Here is a 23188-nt window from a genome sequence, read left to right as displayed (position 1 = left end):
GGAGGCAGGCGCCCGCACGTCCGACCCCTCCCTCCGCGCCTGCGGCTCTCCGCCAGCCGTGCCGGTCCGTTCTCAGGAGAAACGGCACCGGGCACAGCCGCCACCGGCCCGTACCCCCGCTTCGTCCTGAGAACCGGCCGTAAGGGACCGGGATGCCGGACCTGGCCGCCCGGCTAGTTCGCGCGGGCCTTCGCCGCCTTCTTCTCGGGCACCGGCGCCTCGCCGGAGGCGGTGAGATCGGCGTAGTAGCTGCGCGCCTCGTCCTGACGGGCGCGTTCGGCACCCGAGGCGATCGGCGCGCGCACGTGCTCGGGCGCGAACCCGAAGGCGTCGACGAGATCCTGGGCGTGCGGGCGGAGCCGAGCGCAGAGCCGATCGACGTATCGCGTGACCGAGCCCGCCCGCTGCGCGGAGAGGCGGCCGTTCAGCAGGTACCAGGCGAGGTGCCGCTCGATGAGCGTCAGGCCGAACAGGTCGCGCAGCCACACGAGCACCTGCCGCGTGCCGTCGTCCTCGACGCGCTTGATGCCCTCGGCGAAGGCCTCCCACTGCAGCAGCTCGCCATGCGCGCGCGCCGCGTCGAGGAGCTCGGACTGATGCGTGTTGAACAGCGCCGCGGCCTCGTCCTGCGAGAGCTTCGCGGCCGGGCGCAGCGCGGCGGCGACGTCGGCCACCATCTGCTCGACGCGCCCGGCGAGGAGCTCGTGCTGCTGGTCAGCCCGCAGACCGAGCTCCACCGAGCGCGAGGTGAGACCGAAATCGGCGACCGACTGCCCGAGCTGGCGGAGCCCGGCGCCGTGGAAGACGCGCTCCGCGGTGGATACCGCGGCGAACTTGGCGAGCGCCGCGGCATCCGCCCCCTGGAACCGCTTCGCGTAGTCGCTCAGTAGCCGCTTGCCGACGAGCTGGAGAAGCACGTTGTTGTCGCCCTCGAACGTGACGTAGACGTCGAGGTCGTGATGGAGGTCGACCATGCGGTTCTCGGCGAGGAACCCCTGGCCGCCGCAGGCCTCACGGCACTCCTGGATCGTGTCGAGCGCGTTCCACGTCGACAGCGGCTTGAGCGCCGCGGCGAGGGTCTCGAGGTTCTCGCGCCCCTCGGGGGTGTCGGTACGGCCCGAGAAGACGCCGTCGAACGCCTGGAGCAGCTCGTCGTGCGAGAAGTACTGCGCGTACGTCTGCGCGAGACGGGGCAGAAGACGACGCTGGTGCCGTCCGTAGTCGAGGAGGGTCACCTCGTCGGTTCCCGCGCCCGAGTCGAACTGCCGACGCTGGTTGGCGTAGGTGATGGCGATGTACTCCGCGAGCGCCGACGCCGTCGTCGCGGATCCGTCGAGCGAGACGCGGCCCTGCACGAGGGCTCCGAGCATCGTGAAGAACCGGCGACCGGGACTCTCGATCGCCGACGTGTACGAGCCGTCGGGGGCGACGTCGCCATACCTGTTGAGCAGGTTGAAGCGGGGGATGCGCACCCGGTCGAAGTGCAGGCGACCGTTGTCGATGCCGTTGAGGCCGCCCTTGACCCCGTCATCCTCGCCGCCGATGCCGGGGAGGAAGTTCCCCTCGTCATCGCGGAGGGGGACGAAGAAGCAGTGGACGCCGTAGTTCACGCCGTTCGTGATGAGCTGCGCGAAGAGCGTCGCCGCCTTGCCGTGAACCGCCGCGTTGCCGAGATAGTCCTTCCATGCGCCGCGGAAGGGCGTGTGGATGACGAACTCCTCCGTCGCCGGGTCGTAGGTCGCCGTCGTGCCGATCGCCGCGACATCCGAGCCGTGGCCGGTCTCGGTCATCGCGAACGCTCCGGGCAGACGCATCTCCATCGCGTCGCGCAGCCACGCGTCGTGATGGGGCTTGGTGCCGAGCTGATGGATCGCCGAGCCGAACAGTCCCCACTGCACGCCCGACTTGATCTGCAGGCTCGGGTCGGCGAGCACCAGCTCCTCGAAGCCGGCCAAGTTCGCTCCGTTGTCGCCGCCGCCGCCGTACTCCTCGGGGTAGGCCCGCCCGGAGGCGCCGCGCTCGACGAGCAGGTGCAACTGCTTCAGGATGCGCTCCCGATGCTCGGCCATCGGCTCGCCCGGAATCTGCCAGAACACCGGATCCTTGATCATCTCCCGCGCCTCGCGCCGGGTCTTCGCCCACGTGCCCAGGAGCAGATCGGTCACCCCGCCGATGTCGATGCGCGGTTCGTGCGCTTCGTCGGCGGTGTGGGCAGCGGTCGGAGCACCCCCGGCGGGGGTGCGGGGTGCGGTCGCGGGCTTCTGCGGGCGAACAGCGGCGTCGGTCATCACGTGCCTTTCGACGTCGGAAGGATCGGAGTTACCCGTCCACGGTAGGACTCCCACAACGCTCACCCAACTGCGTTGGCTGATCCGCACAACAAGTGCGCGCGACGTCTGCGCGGGGGCTTGTGCCCGGGCTACATCGCGCTGCCGGGCGGCCGTCAGCGGGCGGACTGCATGCGGGCCATCGCGGCCTGAACGGCGACCGCCGCCGCGCCGCGCGCCCACGCACGGAAGCCGCTGTCGTCGACGTGGATGTCGACCGGGGTCGCCTCGGGGTCGCGACCGGCCGAGATCTCGGCGCGCACCTCCGCCTCCGCCACGCCGAAGAGGCCGATGCCCTCGCCCGCCAGCACGACGGTGGACTGCAGAGACAGGTTGGCGGCGAGCGCGATGAACCGCCCGAGAGCCCGTCCGGCACCGGCGACGACGGAGCGCGCGACAGCCTCGCCGTCGGCCGCGAGAGCGAGCGTCTCGGCATAGCCGACGGGGCGACCGAGCGCGGCGGAGACCTGAGCCGTGATCGACCCCGACGACAGCATCGCCTGGGCGCATCCGCGATGACCGCCCGAGCACAGCGGCCCGTAGGGATCGAGAGGGATGTGCCCGCCCGTCCCGACCGAGGCGTCGGCCGTCCGCACGACCTCGCCGGCGACGACGAGGCCGTAGCCGACTCCTGCGCCGATCGTGATCGTGGTGAAGCCGGGCAGGCCCCGCCCCGCTCCGAACCACCGCTCGGCCTCGGTCAGAGCCACGAGGTCGTTCTCGACCGTGACGGGCACCCCCAGCGCCGGCTCGAGCCGCCCGGCGAGATCGACCTCGCCCCAGCCGAGGAAGTCGGCGTACCGGACGACCCCGTCACGGACGTTGCCGCCCAGGCTGATGCCGACGCCCACGATTCCGGGCAGATCGAGGGCGCCCACCGCATCGACGATCGCCGCCGAGACGGCATCGGGCGAGCGGTCGGTCAGCGTGCGCTCGAGGGCTGCGACGGGTTCGGCCCGGATGTCGGTGCCCACCGCGACGAGCTGGTCGCCGGTGAGCTTGATGCCGACGAATCGTCCTGCGTCCGGTGCGATGTCGAGCGGCCGCGAGGGGCGGCCGATCGACCCATCGGCGACGTCGTCGAGTTCGATGAGCAGGCCGCTGTCGAGGAGGGGCTTCGCGAGTCGCGTCAGGCTCGCCGCCGACAGCCCGAGCCGAGCGGTGAGGTCGCGCCGCGACAGCGGTCCGTGGATCAGCACGGCACGGGCGAGTGCGGCCTCGCTGTCGCTCATCATGCTCCTGACGTTTGTTCCATCCTGGCACGAACTCCGGCCGGAATCGAGGGCCAGACCGACCCCAGCCGACTATTGTCCGTCCTTTATTTCCGTGATAGAACTAACCCATGCTCGACATCGACAACGACGTCCCTCACTCCGCATCGCTCGTCTCGCCGGCCACGACGCCGGTCGTGCACCTGCGCAACGGCGGCACGAGCGTCGTGGTCGACCTCGCCGCGCAGCCGAACCCGGCGATCGTGCACTGGGGCGAGGACCTCGGCGAGACCTCCGACCGCGCACTGTCCTCGCTCGCCGCCGCCGCGCGCCAGCAACGCGTCTCGGGCGGCCTCGACCGGACCGCGCAGCTGACGCTCGTCCCCACCGAGGCCGCCGGCTGGCTCGGTACTCCGGCGGTCGAAGGCCACCGGGACGGCGAGGGCGTCAGCGTCCTCCTCGTGCTCGACGAAGCACGATCGACCACGTCGGCCCTCGAGCTCGAGCTCGTCGACGAGGAATCCGGCCTCGCCCTGCTCATCGAGCTCTCCGTCGGCACCTCGGGCCTGGTGCGGAGCCGCTCGACCCTGCGCAACACCGGCGAGACGCCGTACACCGTGCAGGCGCTGCAGGCGCTCCTGCCCCTCCCCTGGGACGCGACCGAGATTCTCGACACGACGGGTCGGCACCTCCGCGAACGGTCGTCGCAGCGCCACGACCTGACCTTCGGCACCCACCTGCGCGAGAGCCGCCGCGGTCGCCCGGGCGCCGATGCGACTCTGCTGCTGGCGGCGGGTCGTCCGGGCTTCGGCTTCGAACACGGCCGCGTCCACGGCATCCACCTCGCCTGGAGCGGCAATCAGCGCGTGCTCGCCGAGCGCGGCACCACGGGCGAGGTCTTCCTCTCCGGCGGCGAGCTCTACGCGCCCGGCGAGATCATCCTGGCTCCAGGCGCGTCGGTCGCCTCGCCCGATCTTCTCGGCTCCTGGGGCGACGGACTCGATGCCCTCGCGGCGCGGTTCCACCAGGAGTGGCGCGCACGCCCGCAGCATCCCACCCGCCCCCGCCCCGTGACCCTCAACACATGGGAAGCGGTCTACTTCGACCACTCGCTCGATAAGCTGATGCAGCTCGCCGACGCCGCCGCGCGGCTGGGTGTCGAGCGATACGTCCTCGACGACGGCTGGTTCCACGGCCGTCGCGACGACACCGCGGGCCTCGGCGACTGGTACGTCGATGGCACGGTGTGGCCCGAAGGCCTGCACCCGCTCGCCGATCACGTCACCGGGCTCGGCATCGAGTTCGGACTGTGGTTCGAGCCCGAGATGGTCAATCCCGAGAGCGACCTCGCGCGCGAGCACCCCGAGTGGCTGTTCCGCGGACGCATCGAGCTGCCGCCGTCGGCACGCCAGCAGCAGGTGCTGAACCTCGCGCATCCCGGCGCGTACGCGTACCTCGCCGAGCGGATCCACGCGATCGTCGACGAATACCCGATCTCGTACATCAAGTGGGACCACAACCGCGACCTCCTCGACGCCTCGTCGGGTCCCGGCGGGGCGCGTCAGGTGCACGCGCACACCCTCGCGGTGTACCGCCTCATCGACGAGCTGAAGGCGACGCATCCCGGTCTCGAGATCGAGAGCTGCGCTTCGGGCGGGGCCCGGGTCGACCTCGGCATCCTCGACCGCACCGATCGCATCTGGACGAGCGACTGCCTCGACCCCGTCGAGCGCCTCGAGAACCAGCGCTACACCGCACTGGTGGTGCCGCCCGAGATGATGGGCATGCACCTCACCACTCCGCACGTGCACTCGACCGGCCGCACCGTCTCGCTCGCGATGAGCGGCGCCGTGGCCCTGTTCGGACACTTCGGGATCGAGTGGGACGTCACGACGCTCTCGGACGAGGATGCCGCGGCCGTCGGCGCCTGGGTCGCGCTCTCGAAGCGGGTCCGCCCGCTGGTCGCCTCGGGCACGCTCGTGAACACCGACGTCGCCGACCCGGGCCTCGACGTGCGCGGCGTCGTGTCGGCGGATCGGGATGCCGCGTTCTTCACGATCTCGCAGACGCAGACGCTCATCTCCTCGCCCACCGGCCGCGTCCGCTTCCCGGGCCTGGACGATGACCGCGAGTACCGCGTCCGCCTCGTCACCCCGGGCGGCATCGTCGAGCAGCCGGCGCAGTCGCCGCTCGTCTGGGCGCACCACGACACCGTCCTGACCGGACGCCAGCTCGGCGTCGTCGGCGTTCGCCCGCCCGTTCAGAACCCGCAGCAGTCCGTGGTGGTCGAGATCACCGCGGCCGAATCCGAAGAGACACCTGCCGCATAGACGCGGCATCCCCATCAGCGCGAGGAGGCGCACTCATGAGATATCGATTCCTTCGCGCCGCCGCAGCGGTCGTCGGCCTCGCCGGGCTGGCGATCGCGACGGGCGGCTGCGCGGCGAACCCCTCGAACGGGGTGACAACGCTCGACTTCTTCCAGTTCAAGGGCGAGGCCCTCGAGGACTTCGACCGGATCATCGCGGACTTCGAGGCCGAGAATCCCGACATCCGGGTGGTGCAGAACCAGGTCGCGGACTCCGAGACCCTCATCCGCACCCTCCTGGTGAAGGACCGGACGCCCGACGTCATCACCCTGAACGCCAACGGCAACTTCGGCAAGCTCGCCGAAGCCGGGGTGTTCTACGACTTCAGCGACGAGCCGGTGCTGGAGACGATCAACCCCGGAGTGCAGGACATCCTCGCGCAGCTCGGGAACGCCCCCGGCGAGGTCAACAGCCTGGGATACGTCAACAACGCCAACGGCATCATCTACAACCGCGCGATCTTCGACGAGCAGGGTCTCGAGGCCCCCGAGACGTGGGACGAGCTCATCGCGCTGTGCGACCTGCTCGTCGAGCGCGGCATCACGCCGTTCTCGACCTCGCTCGCCGAGAACTGGACGGCGATGCCGTCGTGGAACGGCATCGGCGCCTATTACAGCCAGGACGGTTTCTTCGACGAGATGCGCACGGAGGGCGAGAACGTCGGGCCGGACGCATCGGTGTCGTTCGAGAAGGACTTTCCGAACGCGATGGCGCGTCAGGCCCAGCTCTTCTCCTACTCGCAGGACGGCTACCGCGGAGCGTCGTACGACGACAGCACCTCGCTGTTCGCCCAGGGCGGCGCGGCCATGATGCTCCAGGGCATCTGGGCGCTCAGCCCGGTCAAGGCGGTGAACCCCGACATCGACGCGGCGATCTTCCCGTACCCCGTGCCCGAGGACCCGGCCGATCGGATGCTGGTATCGGGCGTCGACGTCACGGTCACCATGGCGCGCAACACCCCGCACAAGGAGGAGGCGCTCCGCTTCATCGACTACCTCTTCCAGCCCGAGGTGATCGAGCGGTTCGCCGCATCCCAGACCATGGTGCCGTCGGTCCAGGGCGCGACGCTCAGCGACGACCCGGCCCTGCAGTCGGTGGCGCCGTACTTCGACGACAGCCGCATCACCGGCTTCATCGACCATCAGGTGCCCACCGCCATCCCGCTCGTCGGAGTCGTGCAGCAGTTCCTGTACGACGACGACGCCGACGGGGCGCTCCGCACGCTCGACAACGAGTGGCGCAAGGTCGCCGCTCGCACGATCACTCCGACGGAGGACTGAGATGGCCACGCTCACCGCGTCCGACGAACGCACCCGTTCGATCTCGCGCACCCGCCCGGCCGAGCGGCGCCGGAAGACGCTCGCACCGCGCGCCTACTACTGGTTCGTCTGGCCGGCCGTGATCGCCTTCGCGGCGTTCCACACCGTCCCGGTCGTCATCGGCATCTTCTTCAGCTTCACGAACTACGCCGGGTACGGCACGTGGGACTTCGTCGGCATCGCGAACTACGCGAACATCTTCCGCGACGACCGCGTGCTCGAGGCCTACGAGTTCTCGTTCCTCTTCGCGATCGTCGCGACGGTGCTCACCAACGCCATCTCGCTCGCCATCGCGCTGGGGCTGAACGCGAAGATCCGGGCACGGAACTTCTGGCGGGGCGTCTACTTCGTGCCGTACATCCTCGCGGTGCTGGTGGTCGGCTACGTCTTCCAGTTCCTGTTCTCGAACTCGCTGCCGAAGATTCTGTCGGGCATCCCGCTCTTCCGCGACAACATCCTCACGAACCCCGACTGGGCGTGGACGGCGGTCGTCGTGCTCGCCGTCTGGCAGGCCTGCGCCTTCTCGATCATCATCTACCTCGCGGGGCTGCAGACCATCCCGGCCGACATCTACGAGGCGGCATCCATCGACGGCGCGACCGCGGCGCGTCAGTTCCGTTCGATCACCTTCCCGCTCATCAGCGCGTTCTTCACGATCAACGTCGTGCTGAGCCTGAAGGGCTTCCTGCAGGTCTTCGACCCGATCATCGCCCTCACCAACGGCGGGCCCGGGACCTCCACCGAATCCGTGACGATGCTGATATTCCGCGGCGGTTTCACCGGTGGCGAATTCGCCTACCAGACGGCCAACGCGGTGATCTTCTTCATCGTCATCACGATCGTCTCGCTCCTCCAATTCCGGGTCCTTCAGCGCAGAGAGGCCGACTTCTGATGTCCAGCTCCGTCACCACCCCGATCGAAACCGCCGAATCGACGACCGCGGTCGTCCTCCCCCGTCGCCGTCGGCGCGGCGACGGCGACGCCGAGAACGACACCCGCCGCACCAACTGGTGGGCCACCGCGCTCATCGCGGTGTGCTCGCTGACGGTCATCATCCCGCTCTACCTCGCGGTCGCCGTCGCGCTGAAGACACCGGGCCAGCTCAGCGGCGGCACCGGGTTCGAGCTCCCGTGGCCGATCAACTGGGGCAACTTCGCGATCGCGTGGGAACGCACGGACTTCCCGCAGGCCCTGATGAACACGGCGATCATCACCGTCGGCTCGGTCGTGTTCACGCTCTTCACGAGCTCGCTGGTCGCCTACGCGCTGGCGCGCAACATCCACCGGCCGTTCTTCAAGGGCGTCTTCTACTACCTGCTCGCGGCGCTGTTCATCCCGTTCCCGATCATCATGCTGCCGCTCGTGAAGCAGACCTCGATCCTGGGGCTCGACAACCCCGCGGGCATGATCGTCCTGTACACGATCTACGGGCTGAGCCTGAACATCTTCATCTACACGGCCTTCATCCGCTCGATCCCCATCGAGCTCGAGGAAGCGGCGCGGATGGACGGGGCGTCGACCTGGCGGGTGTTCCGGCAGATCATCTTCCCCCTGCTCATGCCCATGAACGCCACGGTCGGCATCCTCACGTGCGTCTGGGCGTGGAACGACTTCATCATGCCGCTCGTCGTGCTGACCTCGCCGTCGGACCGGACGCTGTCGCTCGCGCAGTACGTGTTCCAGGGGCAGTACAACACCGACTACACCGTCGCTTTCGCCTCGTACCTCATGGCCATGGCGCCGCTGCTGATCGTCTACATCTTCTCGCAGCGCTGGGTCATCTCCGGGGTCATGCGCGGCTCGATCAAATAGGCCGGACGGCCGGGGCGCCGGCGAAGCCCGGCGAAACGGCGGAGGCAGGACGAATCCCTCGGGAACGTCCTGCCTCCGCCGTATCTCCTGCGCCGGCTACAGCGCCACGCCGTGGCCGAACCGGAACAGCGGGTCCTCGGTGTCGAACGGGACGTCGGGCCGGGATGCCGCGACCGCCGCCATCGACCGGGGGATGTCGAACGGGAGCCGCCCCTCGGCCCGCGCGGTGCCGCTCAGCACGTCGAGCAGCGCCGCCGCGCTCGCGCCCCAGTTGCCGAGGACGGCCGCGCCGGTCTCGACGATCGGGCCGAGGATCGCGGGCCGGTCGAGGTAGACGTCGACGACGGTCGGGACCGCCGCAGCGACCTCGGCCACGTGCGCGATGACGTCGGCCGCGAAATCGAGCGATCCGGCGTGGAAGAAGTTCTCGAACGCCGAGCCCCGCTCCTCGTACGGCGCCTGGAGCCGCAGCACCGCGAGGTCTGCTTCGTCGGGCGTGGCCACGACCTGTCCGTATCGGGCGGCGACCTCGGGGTCGACGCCCTCGACGTACAGCTTCGCGCCGCGCTCGAACGGCAGGGCGGACGACGACTGCAGCACCGTGATCGAGGCGCGCTGCGCCGCATCCCCCGCCGCCCGGAACTCCGCCGAACCCGCGATGTCGTCGGCTGCATCGGCGTCGACGTACGGGGCGTCGAACAGCCCGAGCACGAACTTCTCGCGCAGCAGCCGGCGCGCGGAGACGTCGAGGCGCTCCTCGGTCACCACTCCCTCGGCGACGAGCTGCAGCAGGATCTCGGTGCACTTCTCGCCGCCGAACTGGTCGGCTCCGGCATCGAGGATCTTCGCCATGCGCTCCGCCGGCGTGAGGTGCTCGACACCCCACGCGCGGGCAGGGAACGTTGTTCCCAGGATCTCGCTGTCGGTCACGAGGCCCCAGTCGGTGCAGACGATGCCGTCGAAACCGAAGCGCTCGCGCAGCAGACCCGTGAGCACCGATCTGTTGAAGCCGAAGCCGACCTCCTCGTACTCGGTGCCCACCGGCATCCCGTAATAGGGCATGACCTGGCTGACACCTGCCTCGAACGCCGCGGCGAACGGCTCGAGGTGCAGCTCGAACGCGTCTCCCGGATACACCTGCTCGCGGCCGTAGGCGAAATGGGGGTCCTCGCCGTCCTGCTGCGGGCCGCCCCCCGGAAAGTGCTTGACCATCGCCGCGACCGACTCGGCGCCGAGCTCGTCGCCCTGGAACCCCCGGATGTACGCCGCTCCCATGCGGGCCGACAGCTCCGCGTCCTCGCCGAAGGTCTGCAGCTGGCGCGCCCACCGCGGCTCGGTCGCGAGATCGACCTGCGGGTGCAGCGCGACCCGGATGCCGACGGACAGGTACTCCCGGCGGGCGATGTCGCCGAAACGGCGCACCAGCTCCTCATCCCGCGTCGCGGCGAGGCCGAGCGCATCGGGCCACTGCGAGAACGGCCCGGCCAGCATCGCCGCGCCCGGGTTGTCGGTGAACGAGTGGCGCGGATCGGTCGAGATCGTCACCGGGATGCCGAGACGGGTGGATGCCGCCAGCTCCTGCAGCCGGTTGTGCCACCGCGCGATCGTGCCGGCGGTCGGCGCGGCCCCGAGCAGATTGAAGTGGGTCATGTGCCGCTCGTTCACGTACTCGGCAGTCGAGGGCAGGCCGAAGGCCGCGTCGCCGTCGGAGAGCTCGCCGTCCGGCCCCAGGGCGATCATCGTCTGGAAGAAGAGCCCCGCCTTCTCCTCCACGGTCATCTCGGCCAGGAGCAGCTCGACACGGTCGGCGACGGGAAGGCTCGTGTCGAGCCAGGGGCGTTCGGTGGTCATGTCACTCCTCTGATGCCGGCTTCCTCGCCGGTGCGACCGATGGTACGCGCAAAACCGACCGCTCCGTAACTGAAATCCGTCCGATCGGAAACCCGACGGCCTAGACTGACATCGAGGAGGACGGCGTGGCCACAGCGGCATCGACGGCGCGGACGCCGACCCCCGACACCCCGGGCCGGACCCCGGGCCGGACGCGCAGCGCGCGGGCAGAGCTCACGCGCACGCGCATCCTCGACTCCGCCCGGACGCTTTTCGTCGAGCGCGGCTACCGCACGACGTCGCTTCGCGACATCGCGGGCGAGGCCGGGATCAGCCACCCGGGGCTCCGGAAGCACTACGCCTCGAAAGAGCAGCTGCTCGCCGAGATCGTCGCAGCCTTCGAAGCCGAGAACGAGGCGCTGGTGCCCGCCGGGGCGGACGGCGCCGAGCTGCCGCTCGCAGCCCTCGCCGCCCGGAACGAACGGACACCGGGCTACCTCGAGCTCTTCGCGGCACTCAGCGGCGAGGCATGCGCGCGCACGCATCCCGCGCACGGACCGATGGCCGCGCGGTACGCGCGCCTGCGCGAGCTGGCGACCCGGTCGATGCGGGAGTTCGCCGCCGCAGGCGCCGTCCACACCGACCGCGATCCGCGCGACGAGAGCATCCGGATCTCCGCGGCGTGGGACGGCCTGCAGGTCATGCGCCTGTACCTGCCCGATCGGGTCGACGTCGCCGCCGCGCTCGCGACGCACGCGGAGCACCTCCGAAGGCAGCCGCGCTGGGTCGATCCCGCGACGGCGCCGCGCCGGGAGCCCGGCTCGATCGTCGAACCCCGCTGGACGCTCGCACCCGGGATCGCGGCGCCGCCCGAGGGGTATCGGGTGGGACGGCGCCGGCGCGAGCGCATCGTCACGGACGCGATGGCGCTCTTCGCGACCCAGGGCTACATCGACACGAGCCTGCGCGACATCGCCTCGGCTGTGGGTGCGTCCAAGTCGGCGCTGATGCACCACTATCCGACCAAGGAGGACCTGCTGCGCGCGGTCCTCCTCGAACGCGACACGCGCATCTCGATCACGGCGGAGGCCGTCGCCGAAGCGGATGCCGCGTCGCAGCTGCGGGCGATGTCCGCGGGCGCGTCGTACAACGCACGGAACGAACCCGGACTCATCGAGGTCTACGCGGTGCTGAGCTGCGAGGCGATCCCGGACGCCCACCCCGCGCACGACTACTTCCGCGATCGGTTCGAGCGGGCGATGGACGGGATCGCGGAGCTGTTCCGGGTCGCGCAGGCCGACGGCATCCTGTCAGCGCATCGCGATCCGGCGGTCGAGGCGATCTGGCTGCTCGCGCTCTGGGAGGGCCTGCAGTACCAATGGCTCTACGACAACGACGCCGTCGACGTCGCCGCGCACCTGGCCGCGCACCTCGCCGACGTGCTGCCCTGATGGATTCGCGCGACGTCGATCGACTCGCGAGCTGGACGGGTGGGGTGGGCGTGTTCAGTGGGATGCCACGACGGCCAGGACCGCGTCGCCGTATGCCTCGCGCTTCTTGGCGCCGATGCCGGTGATGCCCTCGAGGTCGGCGGCCGAGCGCGGCCGGCGATCGGCGAGCGCACGGAGCGTGGCGTCGCCGAACACGATGTACGCGGGCACCCCCTGCTCCCGGGCCTGCTCGGCGCGCCACGCACGCAGCGCCTCGAACAGGTCGCGATCGCCCTCGGCGACCTGCTCGGCGGCGGCCGCCTTGCGCACCCGCGAGCCGCCGCTGCTCGAGCCGCGGCCGAGCACGTCGCGGCGGAGCGGCACGGCGGCCTCGCCTTTGAGCACGGGCGCCCCGGCATCGCCGACCGCGAGCACGCCGTACTCGCCGCGCGCGACGAGGATGCCGCGGGCGAGCAGCTGACGGATGACGCTGCGCCAGTCCTGATCCGACAGGTCGGAGCCGAGCCCGTACGTCGCGAGCTCGTCGTGGCGCTGCTGCCGGATGCGCTCGGTCGAGGCGCCGCGCAGGATGTCGACGAGGTGTCCCGCGCCGAACGACTGGTTGCGCTCGCGCTGCAGGCGCACGATCGTCGAGAGGAGCTTCTGCGCGGGGACGAGACCATCCCACGTGTCGGGCGGCGTGAGGCAGGTGTCGCAGTTGCCGCAGGGCTCGGATTCCTGACCGAAGTACCCGAGCAGGTTCTGGCGCCGGCACGCGACCGTCTCGCACAGCGCGAGCATCGCGTCGAGGTGCTGACCCATGCGCATCTTGAAGGTGCGGTCGCCGGGGCTCTGGTCGATGAGGCGGCGCTGCTGCACGACGTCGCCGAGACCGTAGGCCATCCACGCGATCGACGCCTCGCCGTCGCGACCCGCGCGTCCGGTCTCCTGGTAGTACCCTTCGACCGACTTCGGCAGGTCGATGTGGGCGACGAAACGCACGTCGGGCTTGTCGATGCCCATGCCGAACGCGATGGTGGCGACCATGACGACGCCGTCCTCGCGGAGGAAGCGCGACTGATGCTTCGCGCGCATCTCGGCCGGCAGGCCCGCGTGGTACGGCAGGGCGTCGAGCCCCTGCGCGGCGAGGAAGTCGGCGGTCTGCTCGACCGACTTGCGGCTGAGCGCGTAGACGATGCCGGCCGAGCCCTCGGGCATCGAGCGGATGAACGTGACGAGCTGACGACGCGGGTCGACCTTGGGCTCGATGCGGTACTGGATGTTCGGGCGGTCGAAGCTCGCGACGAAGTGCCGGGCCTGCGGCAGACGCAGGCGCTCGGTCAGCTCCTGATGGGTCGCCCGTGTGGCGGTCGCCGTCAGTGCCATGCGCGGAACGCCCGGGAACCGCTCGTCGAGGTCGCCCAGCGCGAGGTAGTCGGGCCGGAAGTCGTGACCCCACTGCGACACGCAGTGCGCTTCGTCGATCGCGATGACGCTCAGGGCGCCCCGCTGGAGCAGCTGCGTCGTCTGAGGCACGCTCAGACGCTCGGGGGCGACGTAGAGCAGGTCGAGCTCGCCCGAGAGGTAGGCCTGCTCGACGCCCGCGCGCTCGGCCGGCGATTGGGTCGAGTTGAGGTAGGCCGCCCGCACGCCGTTGGCGATCAGGGCATCGACCTGATCGTGCATGAGCGCGATGAGCGGGCTGACGACGAGCCCCGTGCCGGGACGCACGAGCGCGGGAACCTGGTACGTGATCGACTTGCCGCCGCCGGTGGGCATCAGCACGACCGCGTCGCCGCCGCCGACCACGTGGGCGACGATGTCGCCCTGATCGCCGCGGAAGTCGTCGTAGCCGAAGACCTCTTTCAGCACGGTGCGCGGATCGGCGTTCGTGAAGTCGCGACGCTCGAGCGAGAGGACGGATGCCGGCGCCGCCGCCACCGCGCTCGCGTTCGGACGGGCGGTGCGTCGCGCGGTGGCGTACGAGCCGGCAGGGGCCGAGCCGCCGGCATCCGACCCCGCCCGGTCGCGCGTGGCGCGCGCCACCGCGGCGCCGTATCCGTCGAACTCGGGTGGCGGCGGCGCGTCGAAGTCCTCGGGCGGCGGAACGTCGTCGGGGTTCCAGTCGAGGTCGGCGTACGGGTCGGATTCCCAGGACGGCTGCTCTCGACTCACCCGATTCACGATAGCCGCGGCATCCGACAATCCGCCTCGCGAGCTCACAGGGACGGCCTGCTCAGCACCACTTCTCGGCGAGGGTGCGCACGACGGTGAGATTGCGGTTCGTGGCGACGCCGAGCAGTCTCGCGGCGCCGAGAGGGTCGACGACGCCGTCCTGATAGCCGGGCTGGAGCAGTGCATGGACGGCGCGGCCACGGACGATCATGCGCCCGGCATCGGTCGTCCGCGCCTCGACGAGCTCCGACGTCTCGGCGTCGAGCTCGTCCTTGAGCAGGTAGACGTAGTGGCGAGCGAGCCCGGGGTTCTCGTCGCTCAGCGCCGCCGCGTCGGCGGCGAGCGCGGCGAACTCGTCGGCGCGGAAGGTGATCGTCGGCACGTCGAAGCCCCGATCGGCGGCGTAGGCGCGCTCGATCGCGTGCTCGATCCGGGCACGGGCGCGCATCCGGGTGTCGAAGCGGATGTTTCCGGAATTGATGTGCGTCTGCACGTTCTCGAACCCGGCGACCTCGGTCACGCGGCGGATGTCGTCCTTCGGGAAGACGCGCGTCGCGCCGAGGTTGATCGCCCGCAGGAACCCGAGATGTGTGGCCACGCGCCCATCATGCCGCCACCCGCCCACATCGCCGCCGCCATCCGGCGCCGCCGCGGGCCGCACCCGCCGCCGACCCCTCAGAGCCGGACGACCTCGATCACCCGCGCGACGGCGGTGCCCGCCTCGACAGACGCCTCGAGGTCGACCTCGGCGCGGATGCGCCAGTCGTGGTCGCCCGCGGGGTCGTCGATGATCTGCTCGACGCGCCAGACACCGGCATCCGTCGACGACTCGTCGATGACGCACAGCGACGGCGAGCGCGCCGGACCGCCGGTCAGCACCACGTTGTGGTCGTCGTAGTAGCGGTCGAGCACCGCGGGCCAGTCGACCTCGGGGTCGAGCGCCTCGAGCGCCTCGTCGTCCTGCAGCGCGGCCAGCTGCACGCGGCGGAAGAGCTCGTTGCGCACGAGCACCGTGAAGGCGCGACGGTTCGTCAGGATCGACGGCGGTGCGGGCGGCACCACCGGAGCGTCCGGGTCGTCGGTCGGGTTCGCCAGCGCCTCCCACTCGTCGACGAGGCTCGAGTCGACCTGACGGACGAGCTCGCCCAGCCACTCGATGAGGTCCATGAGGTCGTCGGTGCGCGCCTCGGCCGGCACCGTCTGCCGGATCGCCCGGTACGCGTCGCTCAGATAGCGCAGCACGAGACCCTCGCTGCGACCCAGTTGGTAGAACGACACGAACTCGCCGAACGACATCGCCCGCTCGAACATGTCGCGCACCACCGACTTCGGCGACAGCTCGAAGTCGCGCACCCACGGCTGGCTCGACGCGAACGTCTCGAACGCCTGGGCGAGCAGGTCGGCGAGGGGCTTCGGCCAGGTGATCTCCTCGAGCAGCGCCATCCGCTCGTCGTACTCGATGCCGTCCCGCTTCATCGCGCCGACCGCTTCACCGCGGGCTTTGTACTCCTGCTGCGACAGGATCGCGCGAGGGTCGTCGAGCGTCGCCTCGATCACGCTCACGACATCGAGCGCGTAGTGCCCGGTGCCCGTCTCGGCGTCATCGGGAGAGAGCAGCTCGATCGCCGCGAGCGCGAACGGCGACAGCGGCTGGTTGAGCGCGAAGTTCGGCTGCAGGTCGACCGTGAGCCTGATCGTCGACTCGCCAGAAATCGCGGATGCCGCACCCGCCGCATCCACATTCCGTGGCGACTCGACGGAGGGCGCGGGCGAAGCGGGGCGGACGATCTCGACGATGCCGGCGGCGACCAGGGTGCGGAAGATGGCGAGGGCGCGGCGGGCGAGGGCGTACTTCCGCGCCCGGGGCTCGTGGTTGTCGAAGACGAGCGACCGGACGTTGCCGAACACGTCGCCTCCGCGGCCGATGACGTTGAGCAGCATCGCCGCGCTGAGCTGGAGCTGCGGCGTCAGGGGCTCCGGCTGCGCGTCGATGAGCCGTTCGAACGATCCCTCGCCCCAATTGACCACCCCGGTCGGCGCCTTCTTGCGCACGATCTTCTTACGCTTGGCCGCATCGTCGCCCGCCTTGGCGAGCGCGACGGCGTTCTCGATCTCCCACTCCGGAGCCATGACGACGACGTTGCCGTGCGGGTCGAAACCGGCCCGGCCCGCACGACCCGCGACCTGATGGAATTCACGGGCGGTGAGCTGCCGCATCCGGGTTCCGTCGTATTTCGACAGCGCCGTGATGACCACCGTGCGGATGGGCACGTTGATGCCCACCCCCAGCGTGTCGGTGCCGCAGATGACCTTCAGCAGGCCGCGCTGCGCGAGCGTCTCGACGAGGCGCCGGTAGCGCGGCAGCATCCCGGCGTGGTGCACGCCGATGCCGGCGCGCACGAGGCGCGACAGGGTCTTGCCGAAGCCGGTCGTGAAGCGGAAGCCGCCGATCGCCTCGGCGATGGCGTCCCGCTGCTCGCGTGTCGTGATCTTCACGCTCGACAGCGCTTGGGCGCGTTCGAGGGCGGCGGCCTGCGAGAAGTGCACGATGTAGACCGGCGTCTCGCGCTCCTCGAGCAGGCGCTCGAGGACGTCGTGCACCGGACGCCGCTCGTACGAGAAGTGCAGCGGCACGGGGCGCTCGACGCCCGTGACCAGGGCCGTCCGCCGTCCCGTACGACGTGAGAGGTCGTCCGCGAGGTCGGTGACGTCGCCGAGCGTGGCCGACATGAGCAGGAACTGCGCGCGCGGCAGGGTCAGCAGCGGAACCTGCCAGGCCCAGCCGCGATCGGGGTCGCCGTAGAAGTGGAACTCGTCCATGACGACCTGGTCGACGTCGGCGTCGGCGCCCTGACGGAGGGCGAGGTTCGCGAGGATCTCGGCGGTGCAGCAGACGATCGGCGCCTCGGGATTGACCGACGAGTCGCCCGTGACCATGCCGACCTTGTCGGCGCCGAAGATCTCGACGAGGGCGAAGAACTTCTCGCTCACGAGCGCCTTGATGGGAGCGGTGTAATACGTGCGTCCGCCGCGGGCGATGGATGCCGCGTGCGCCGCGACCGCGACGAGCGACTTGCCCGTGCCCGTCGGAGTGGCGAGCACGACGTTCGCGCCCGAGACGAGCTCGATGACGGCTTCGTCCTGCGCCGGGTAGAGGGTGAGACCGCGCCCGTCGGCCCAGGCCGTGAACGCGTCGTAGATCGCGTCGTCGGAGGGCTCCGGCCCGATGAGGTCGAGCAGCGGCGCAGCGGTCATCCCTCGAGTCTGCCTTACCCGCGTCGGCCGGCGGCGGCACTGCCGGCGGCGGTCAGCCCCGCACGCCCGCCTCTTTCGCCTCGAGCACCCGCTCGCACGAGCCGAGCACCCGCTGCGCGAAGGCCGCGTCGGACTGCACACGGCCCGCGACGGCGTCGTGCATCGCCGGCAGCACCGTCGGGTCGGCCGAGGCGAGCACGATGTCGGCGCCTGCGGCGATGGCCGAGACCGCCCGGTCGCCGGGGCTCAGCACCTCGGCTGCCGCGGCCGCCGACAGGTCGTCGGTGATGACCACGCCGTCGAAGCCGACGCGCTCGCGCAACAGATCGAGCACCGCGGGCGAGAACGCGGCCGGGTTGTCGGGATCGATGTTCGCGTAGTGCGCGGTGCCCACCATGACGAGCGCGGGCCCGGATGCCGTCAGCGTTCGGTACACGTCGACGTCCGGCGAGTCCGGACCCACCGTCGTGTCCACGACGTCGGCGGAGTAGTCGGTGTTCGCCTGCACGCGGCCGAGCCCGGGGAAGTGCTTGAACGTCGGGATCACGCCGGCATCGCGCATGCCGGCGGCGAAGGCCCCGGCATCCGCCGCGACGGTCGCCTCGTCGTAGCCGTACTGCCGCCCGAGGGCGCCGATCGGCGCGTTGTCGAAGCGGACGTCCGCGCTCGTGACGATGTCGGCGACGGGTGCCAGGTCGACGTCGATCCCCGCCGCCGCGAGCTGCCCGCCCCACGTCGCCGCCGCGCTGCGCAGCGCCTCGGGGCCGAGATCGGCCTGACGGATCGCGAACGGGATGTCGTCGAAGCCGGGCCCGCGGAGCACCTGCACCTCGCCGCCCTCCTGATCGGTCGCGACCCACAGCCGAGGGGATGCCGCCGGCACCAGCGTGCGGACCTGCTCGACAAGCGCGGCGGTCGCCGCCACCCCCGCGGTGGATCGGCCGTGCAGGAAGAGCCCGCCGACGCCCCGGTCGCGCACGGCAGCGACGGCCTCGGGGGTGAGCGCGTCGACCTCGGTGCCGACCATGAACAGCTGACCGACGCATACGGCGGCGCCGAGCTCGTCGGCCGCGTTCCGAGTCGGGGTCGGGGTCGGTGTCGGGGTGCTCGTGGCGGCCTGCGACGGCGTCGGGTCCGGGTCGGACGTCCCGGACGGCGCCGGCTCGGGGGCGCACCCCGCGACGAGCGCCGCCGCGAGGAGGCCGATCGCGAGGGCGCTGCCCACGCGCGGCGATCGGCTGCGCCGGGATCGGCCGCGCGGCGGTCGGCGGCGCAGCGAGCCGGTGCGCATCATCCTCATCGCTCCATCGTCGCCCGATCGGCCGCGCCGCGCACCGGGTTGCATCCGCCCGGTCGGCGCGGAGCAGAATCGACGGAGTTCTGCACGCCCTGGCGCAACGATTCGGGCGACGCCTACGGTGGAGACAAGCGAGAGGAGCAGACCGATGGCCGATGCTGCACACACCGTCACCCGGAACGACGAGAAGAACCGCTACGACCTGTTCGTGGACGACGTCCCGGCCGGCTTCGCCGGCTTCCGCCGCGACAGCCGCGACCGGCTCGTCTTCGATCACACGGTGGTCGACAATGCGTTCTCGGGACGCGGGCTCGGCAAGGCGCTGGCCGCCGACGCGCTCGCGGACGTCGCGCAGCGCGGCGAGATCGTCGTGCCCGAGTGCCCGTTCATCGTGAAGTACCTGCGCGAGAACGAGGTCGCCGGACTGCAGATCGACTGGCGCGACGAGGACGCCCCCGCGGCTGCCGAGGCGCCGAACACGGGAGAGCCCTCGGCGTGACGCGCTTCGACGCCGAGGCGGCACCGGTCGACGAGGATCCCGGCGACGGCTCGCCCGGGCCGCGCACGCTCACGCTCGAGGCGCGCGAGGTTCCTCTCGGCGGGGTGCGGGCGATGTCGGTGCACCGCTTCCTGCCCCAGCGCGACCTGCCGCTCGTCGGGGCGTGGTGCTTCCTCGACCGGTTCGGTCCGCAGCGCACGCGGATGCGGGTCGAGCCGCACCCGCACATCGGCCTGCAGACGGTGACCTGGCCGCTCGCCGGAGAGGTGCATCACCGCGACACCCTCGGCAGCGACGTCGTCATCGAGCGCGGGGCGCTCAACATCATGACCAGCGGCGCGGGGATCGCCCACTCCGAGTACTCGGTCGGTGACGAGCCGATCCCGCTGGACGCACTCCAGCTGTGGGTGGCTCTGCCGGAGGGACGGCGTCACGGCGCCGCCGCCTTCGAACGGCACGACGACTTGCCCGTCCTCGCGTTCGGCGCAGGCGCGGAGGCGACGGTGGTCGTCGGTTCGCTCGGCGGCACGCGCTCGCCCGCGACCATGCACACGCCGATCGTCGGGGCGGAGATCCGGATGCCGGCGGGCTCCACCGTCGACCTTCCTCTCGACCCGGCATGGGAGCACGCCCTCGTGCCCGTGTTCGGTTCCATCCGGGTGGAGACCGACGACGCGGACGACGCAGGCGCGGATGCCGTCGCCCCCGGCGCCCTGGTCTACCTCGGCGACAGGCGAGGCGGGGTCCGCCTCGCCGCGGGTGACGAGGACACGACCGTGTTCCTTCTCGGCGGCGAGCCGTTCGGCGACGAGATCGTCATGTGGTGGAACTTCGTCGGCCGCAGCCACGACGAGATCGAGGTCGCGCGTGATGCGTGGGAGGCGGCATCCGATCGCTTCGGCCATGTCGTCGGGCACGGCGACGAGCGCATTCCGGCCCCGCCGCTCCCCCACGTGCGGCTGACGCCGCGCCGCCGACGCGTCTGACCTCGAGGCATTCGAACGGAGTCGAAGCATGAAGCTGCACGTCGAGAGCGCAGGCTCGGGACCGGAGCATGTCGCGTTCGTGCACGGGCTCGGCAACGATGCGACCGTGTGGGAGGAGCTCCTCGGGATCGCGGACGCGACCGGGCGGTACACGTTGACGGCCGTCGACCTCCGTGGTCACGGTCGCTCGGCGCGCGCCCCGGGCTACTCGCTCGAGGAGTTCGCTGACGACCTCGTCGACACGCTGCCCCGCGGCCTGCACGCCGTCGTCTCGCACTCGCTCGGCGGCGCCGTCGTCGCGCGCGCCGTCGGCCGCCTGGGGCCGCGGCGCGCGGTCTACCTCGATCCCGGCTTCAAGCTCGCCCTTCCCGACCGCGGTCTCGGCGGGTTCCTCGTCCGCCGCGCACGCTGGACGATCCCCCTCTTCGCGGCGGCGCAGAGCCGCGGGATCCGGACGCCCGCTCTCACACCCGAGCGCCGCGAGGTCGAGCGCACGGCGCAGACCCGCTGGGATCGTCGCATGGCGCTGGCGGTGCTCCAGGATGTCGGAACGCACCCGTTCGCCGTCGTGCGGCAGACAGCCGAGTCCACCGTCATCCTCTCGGGCGACGCCCGCTACGTCGTTCCCGATCCGCTGCCCTCGCAGCTCGAGGCCGCAGGGTGGCGCGTGGTCCGCGAGGACTCGCTGGGGCACGCCATGTTCCTCGAGAACCCGGAGCTGACCTGGCGGCTCATCGAGAGCGCGCTCTGACGCAGGCCGGGCGCGTCGCCCCGACGGGAGGGTCAGACCTCGAGCGTCTCGCCGTCCTCGGGAACGAGGACGACTCCCGAGATGCCGTGCGCCGCAGCCGTCTCGCGCACGTGCGCCCGGGTGACGGTGCAGTGATCGAGGGCCTCCATGTGAACGGCGACGAGGGTGGCCGCCGGCGCGAGCGCGTTGACGCTGACGACGTCGTCGGCTCCCATGAGGATCGGGTCCAGCCCGGGGAGGACGGCTTCGCCCGTGTTCAGCACGATCACATCGGGGCGGTGCGTCGACACGGCATCCTCGACCGCGCCGGTCAGGACGGTGTCTCCCGCGATGTAGACGGTCCTCTCGCCGGGGCGCCCGATGACCACGCCCATCACCTCGCCGAGGCCCGGTCGTGCGGCGAGCGTCTCGTCCGACCCGTGCTGGCCGCCGGTGCGGGTGAAAGTCGTCCCGGAGACGATGTGGGACGGGTTCAGGACGGTGACGTCCTCGAAACCGGCATCGAGGAGGATCTGCCGATCACCCGCGTGCTGCACGAGCATGGGAACGTCACGCGGCAGGAGCGCGGCGGCCGCGGCATCCCAGTGATCGGGATGCGTGTGCGTGACGACCACGACATCCGGGTGGACCAGGTCGTCGAGCGGCACGGGGAGATCCACGAGCGGATTGCGCCGCACGCCGAGGAAGCCCGGCTGCGAGCCCTTCGCCCCCAGCATCGGATCGACGAGCACGCGGAGCCCGGCGAACTCCATCAACCCGGCGAACTCGATCAACACCGTCGCGTTGCGCACCTGGGTGATCCTCATGACGCGATGCTCTCATGCCCGTCGGCCCTCGGGCCCGATCCACGCGAAGCACGTCCCTCCGCTCGGCGCCAGTGCGTGTTCCGACGACGGCGCGCGCTCTAGCGTGGTGGCGTCGGTCGGATGGTGCGGGCCGCGGGGAAGAGGGTCGCATGAGAGTCGTCGTGGTCGGTGGCAGTGGTCACATCGGAACCTTCCTGGTGCCCCGCCTCGTTCGAGCGGGTCACGAGGTCGTGAACATCACGCGGGGTACGCGCACGTCGTACACCGATGCCGTCGAGTGGCGCGAGGTCGAGCAGGTCACCGCCGACCGCGCACAGGAGGACAGCAACGGCGTGTTCGCACGCCGCGTCGCCGACCTGCGACCGGATGCCGTGGTCGACCTCCTCTGCTTCACCACCGACTCGGCGCGTGCCCTCGTCGACGGGATCCGCGGCGAGGTTGCGCACCTGCTGCACTGCGGGTCGCTCTGGCGGTACGGTCCGGCGCTGTTCGCCCCGATCGCGGAGGGCGAGGGGACGCCCGCCATCGACGAGTACGGCGAACAGAAGGAGGCAATCGCGCAGCTTCTGAAGGCCGAGACCGCCGCCGGGGGCCTCACGACCACGTCGATCCACCCCGGTCACATCTCGGGACCCGGTTGGGCGCCCATCGGCCCCCTCGGCAACCTCGACCCGCGCGCCTGGTCGACGCTCGCCGCGGGCGAGATCCTGCGGATACCGGGAAGCGGCGCCGAGTACATGCACCACGTGCACGCCGACGACGTCGCGCAGCTCTTCCAGCTCGCCCTCGAGCAGCGTGACGCGGCGGCAGGCGAGGACTTCCACGCCGTCGCGGCGACCGCACTCAACGTGACCGGCTTCGCGCACATCGCCGCCGGCTGGTTCGGACAGCAGGCGCACCTCGAGTCGGTGGGGTGGGACACGTTCCGGGCGGGGACCACGAACGAGTTCGCGGACGCGAGCTGGGGTCACCTGCACCGCAACCACGTGCTGTCGATCGAGAAGTCCGAGCGCGTGCTCGGCTATCTCCCGGCGTACCGACCGGAGGAGGCGATCCTGACCGGGTTGCGCTCGGTCATCGACAGCGGAGACGTCGTCGTCCCGCGGCCGATCGTCGTGTGA

Annotated in this window: 17 protein-coding genes; 9 read left to right on the top strand and 8 right to left on the bottom strand. The window is 70.9% G+C overall.

What is annotated here, in order from left to right:
* Positions 1-173: 173 nt before the first annotated feature.
* Complete coding sequence (locus tag F6B42_RS02740) at positions 174-2288, bottom strand: acyl-CoA dehydrogenase family protein (protein ID WP_150418051.1); 2115 nt, start codon at positions 2286-2288, stop codon at positions 174-176.
* 155 nt (positions 2289-2443) lie between these two features.
* The gene (locus F6B42_RS02735) at positions 2444-3559 is read right to left on the bottom strand and encodes an ROK family transcriptional regulator (protein WP_223878301.1); all 1116 of its coding nucleotides are present in this window, start codon (positions 3557-3559) and stop codon (positions 2444-2446) included.
* Positions 3560-3669: 110 nt separating this feature from the next.
* On the opposite strand from F6B42_RS02735, the gene F6B42_RS02730 reads away from it, so the two are divergent.
* From F6B42_RS02730 to F6B42_RS02715, 4 genes are read left to right on the top strand one after another with little or no spacing between them, the layout of a single operon-like run.
* A complete protein-coding gene (locus F6B42_RS02730) occupies positions 3670-5868 on the top strand; it encodes an alpha-galactosidase (protein ID WP_150418049.1) in 2199 nt (732 codons plus the stop codon).
* 35 nt (positions 5869-5903) lie between these two features.
* Complete coding sequence (locus tag F6B42_RS02725; protein WP_150418048.1) at positions 5904-7187, top strand: ABC transporter substrate-binding protein; 1284 nt, start codon at positions 5904-5906, stop codon at positions 7185-7187.
* Position 7188: 1 nt separating this feature from the next.
* Positions 7189-8118, top strand: a complete 930-nt coding sequence (locus F6B42_RS02720; protein ID WP_150418047.1) for a carbohydrate ABC transporter permease — start codon at positions 7189-7191, stop codon at positions 8116-8118.
* On the top strand, positions 8118-9038 hold the full coding sequence (locus F6B42_RS02715) for a carbohydrate ABC transporter permease (protein WP_150418046.1): 921 nt from the start codon (positions 8118-8120) through the stop codon (positions 9036-9038). The genes F6B42_RS02720 and F6B42_RS02715 overlap by 1 nt, the downstream gene beginning before the upstream one ends.
* Positions 9039-9134: 96 nt before the next feature.
* Here F6B42_RS02715 and F6B42_RS02710 read toward each other — a convergent pair whose 3' ends face one another.
* Complete coding sequence (locus F6B42_RS02710; RefSeq protein ID WP_150418045.1) at positions 9135-10889, bottom strand: glycoside hydrolase family 3 protein; 1755 nt, start codon at positions 10887-10889, stop codon at positions 9135-9137.
* A 125-nt stretch (positions 10890-11014) separates the two neighbouring features.
* On the opposite strand from F6B42_RS02710, the gene F6B42_RS02705 reads away from it, so the two are divergent.
* Complete coding sequence (locus F6B42_RS02705) at positions 11015-12319, top strand: TetR/AcrR family transcriptional regulator (protein WP_150418044.1); 1305 nt, start codon at positions 11015-11017, stop codon at positions 12317-12319.
* Between the two features lie 54 nt (positions 12320-12373).
* Here the strand turns inward: F6B42_RS02705 and recQ are convergent, their stop codons facing one another.
* From recQ to F6B42_RS02685, 4 genes are all read right to left on the bottom strand, one after another.
* Positions 12374-14473, bottom strand: a complete 2100-nt coding sequence (recQ, locus tag F6B42_RS02700) for a DNA helicase RecQ (RefSeq protein WP_150418043.1) — start codon at positions 14471-14473, stop codon at positions 12374-12376.
* 61 nt (positions 14474-14534) lie between these two features.
* Positions 14535-15071 carry a DUF1697 domain-containing protein gene (locus F6B42_RS02695; RefSeq protein ID WP_150418042.1) on the bottom strand — a complete coding sequence of 179 codons (537 nt, stop codon included), beginning with the start codon at positions 15069-15071 and terminating at the stop codon, positions 14535-14537.
* Positions 15072-15148: 77 nt separating this feature from the next.
* Positions 15149-17728 carry a DEAD/DEAH box helicase gene (locus F6B42_RS02690; RefSeq protein WP_150418041.1) on the bottom strand — a complete coding sequence of 860 codons (2580 nt, stop codon included), beginning with the start codon at positions 17726-17728 and terminating at the stop codon, positions 15149-15151.
* Positions 17729-17780: 52 nt separating this feature from the next.
* Positions 17781-19028, bottom strand: coding sequence for a glycoside hydrolase family 3 N-terminal domain-containing protein (locus tag F6B42_RS02685; RefSeq protein WP_223878300.1), 1248 nt, complete (start codon positions 19026-19028; stop codon positions 17781-17783).
* Between the two features lie 145 nt (positions 19029-19173).
* Between F6B42_RS02685 and F6B42_RS02680 the strand changes: the two genes are divergently transcribed.
* Genes F6B42_RS02680 through F6B42_RS02670 form a run of 3 tightly spaced genes read left to right on the top strand, consistent with a single transcriptional unit; the run spans position 19174 to position 21261 of the window.
* A complete protein-coding gene (locus tag F6B42_RS02680; RefSeq protein ID WP_150418040.1) occupies positions 19174-19524 on the top strand; it encodes a GNAT family N-acetyltransferase in 351 nt (116 codons plus the stop codon).
* Positions 19521-20510 (top strand): pirin family protein, encoded by a 990-nt coding sequence (locus F6B42_RS02675; protein WP_223878299.1) that lies wholly within the window; start codon positions 19521-19523, stop codon positions 20508-20510. The genes F6B42_RS02680 and F6B42_RS02675 overlap by 4 nt, the downstream gene beginning before the upstream one ends.
* Before the next feature lie 28 nt (positions 20511-20538).
* Positions 20539-21261 carry an alpha/beta fold hydrolase gene (locus F6B42_RS02670; RefSeq protein ID WP_150418039.1) on the top strand — a complete coding sequence of 241 codons (723 nt, stop codon included), beginning with the start codon at positions 20539-20541 and terminating at the stop codon, positions 21259-21261.
* Between the two features lie 32 nt (positions 21262-21293).
* On the opposite strand, the gene F6B42_RS02665 is transcribed toward F6B42_RS02670, so the two are convergent.
* The gene (locus tag F6B42_RS02665) at positions 21294-22067 is read right to left on the bottom strand and encodes an MBL fold metallo-hydrolase (RefSeq protein ID WP_150418038.1); all 774 of its coding nucleotides are present in this window, start codon (positions 22065-22067) and stop codon (positions 21294-21296) included.
* 149 nt (positions 22068-22216) lie between these two features.
* Between F6B42_RS02665 and F6B42_RS02660 the strand changes: the two genes are divergently transcribed.
* Entirely contained in the window at positions 22217-23188 is a 972-nt protein-coding gene (locus F6B42_RS02660; protein ID WP_150418037.1) for an NAD-dependent epimerase/dehydratase family protein, read from the top strand.

This window comes from Microbacterium radiodurans (genome assembly GCF_008710705.1).
GTDB classification, from domain to species: Bacteria; Actinomycetota; Actinomycetes; order Actinomycetales; family Microbacteriaceae; genus Microbacterium; species Microbacterium radiodurans.
This window is presented reverse-complemented; position numbering and strand designations above follow the sequence as displayed.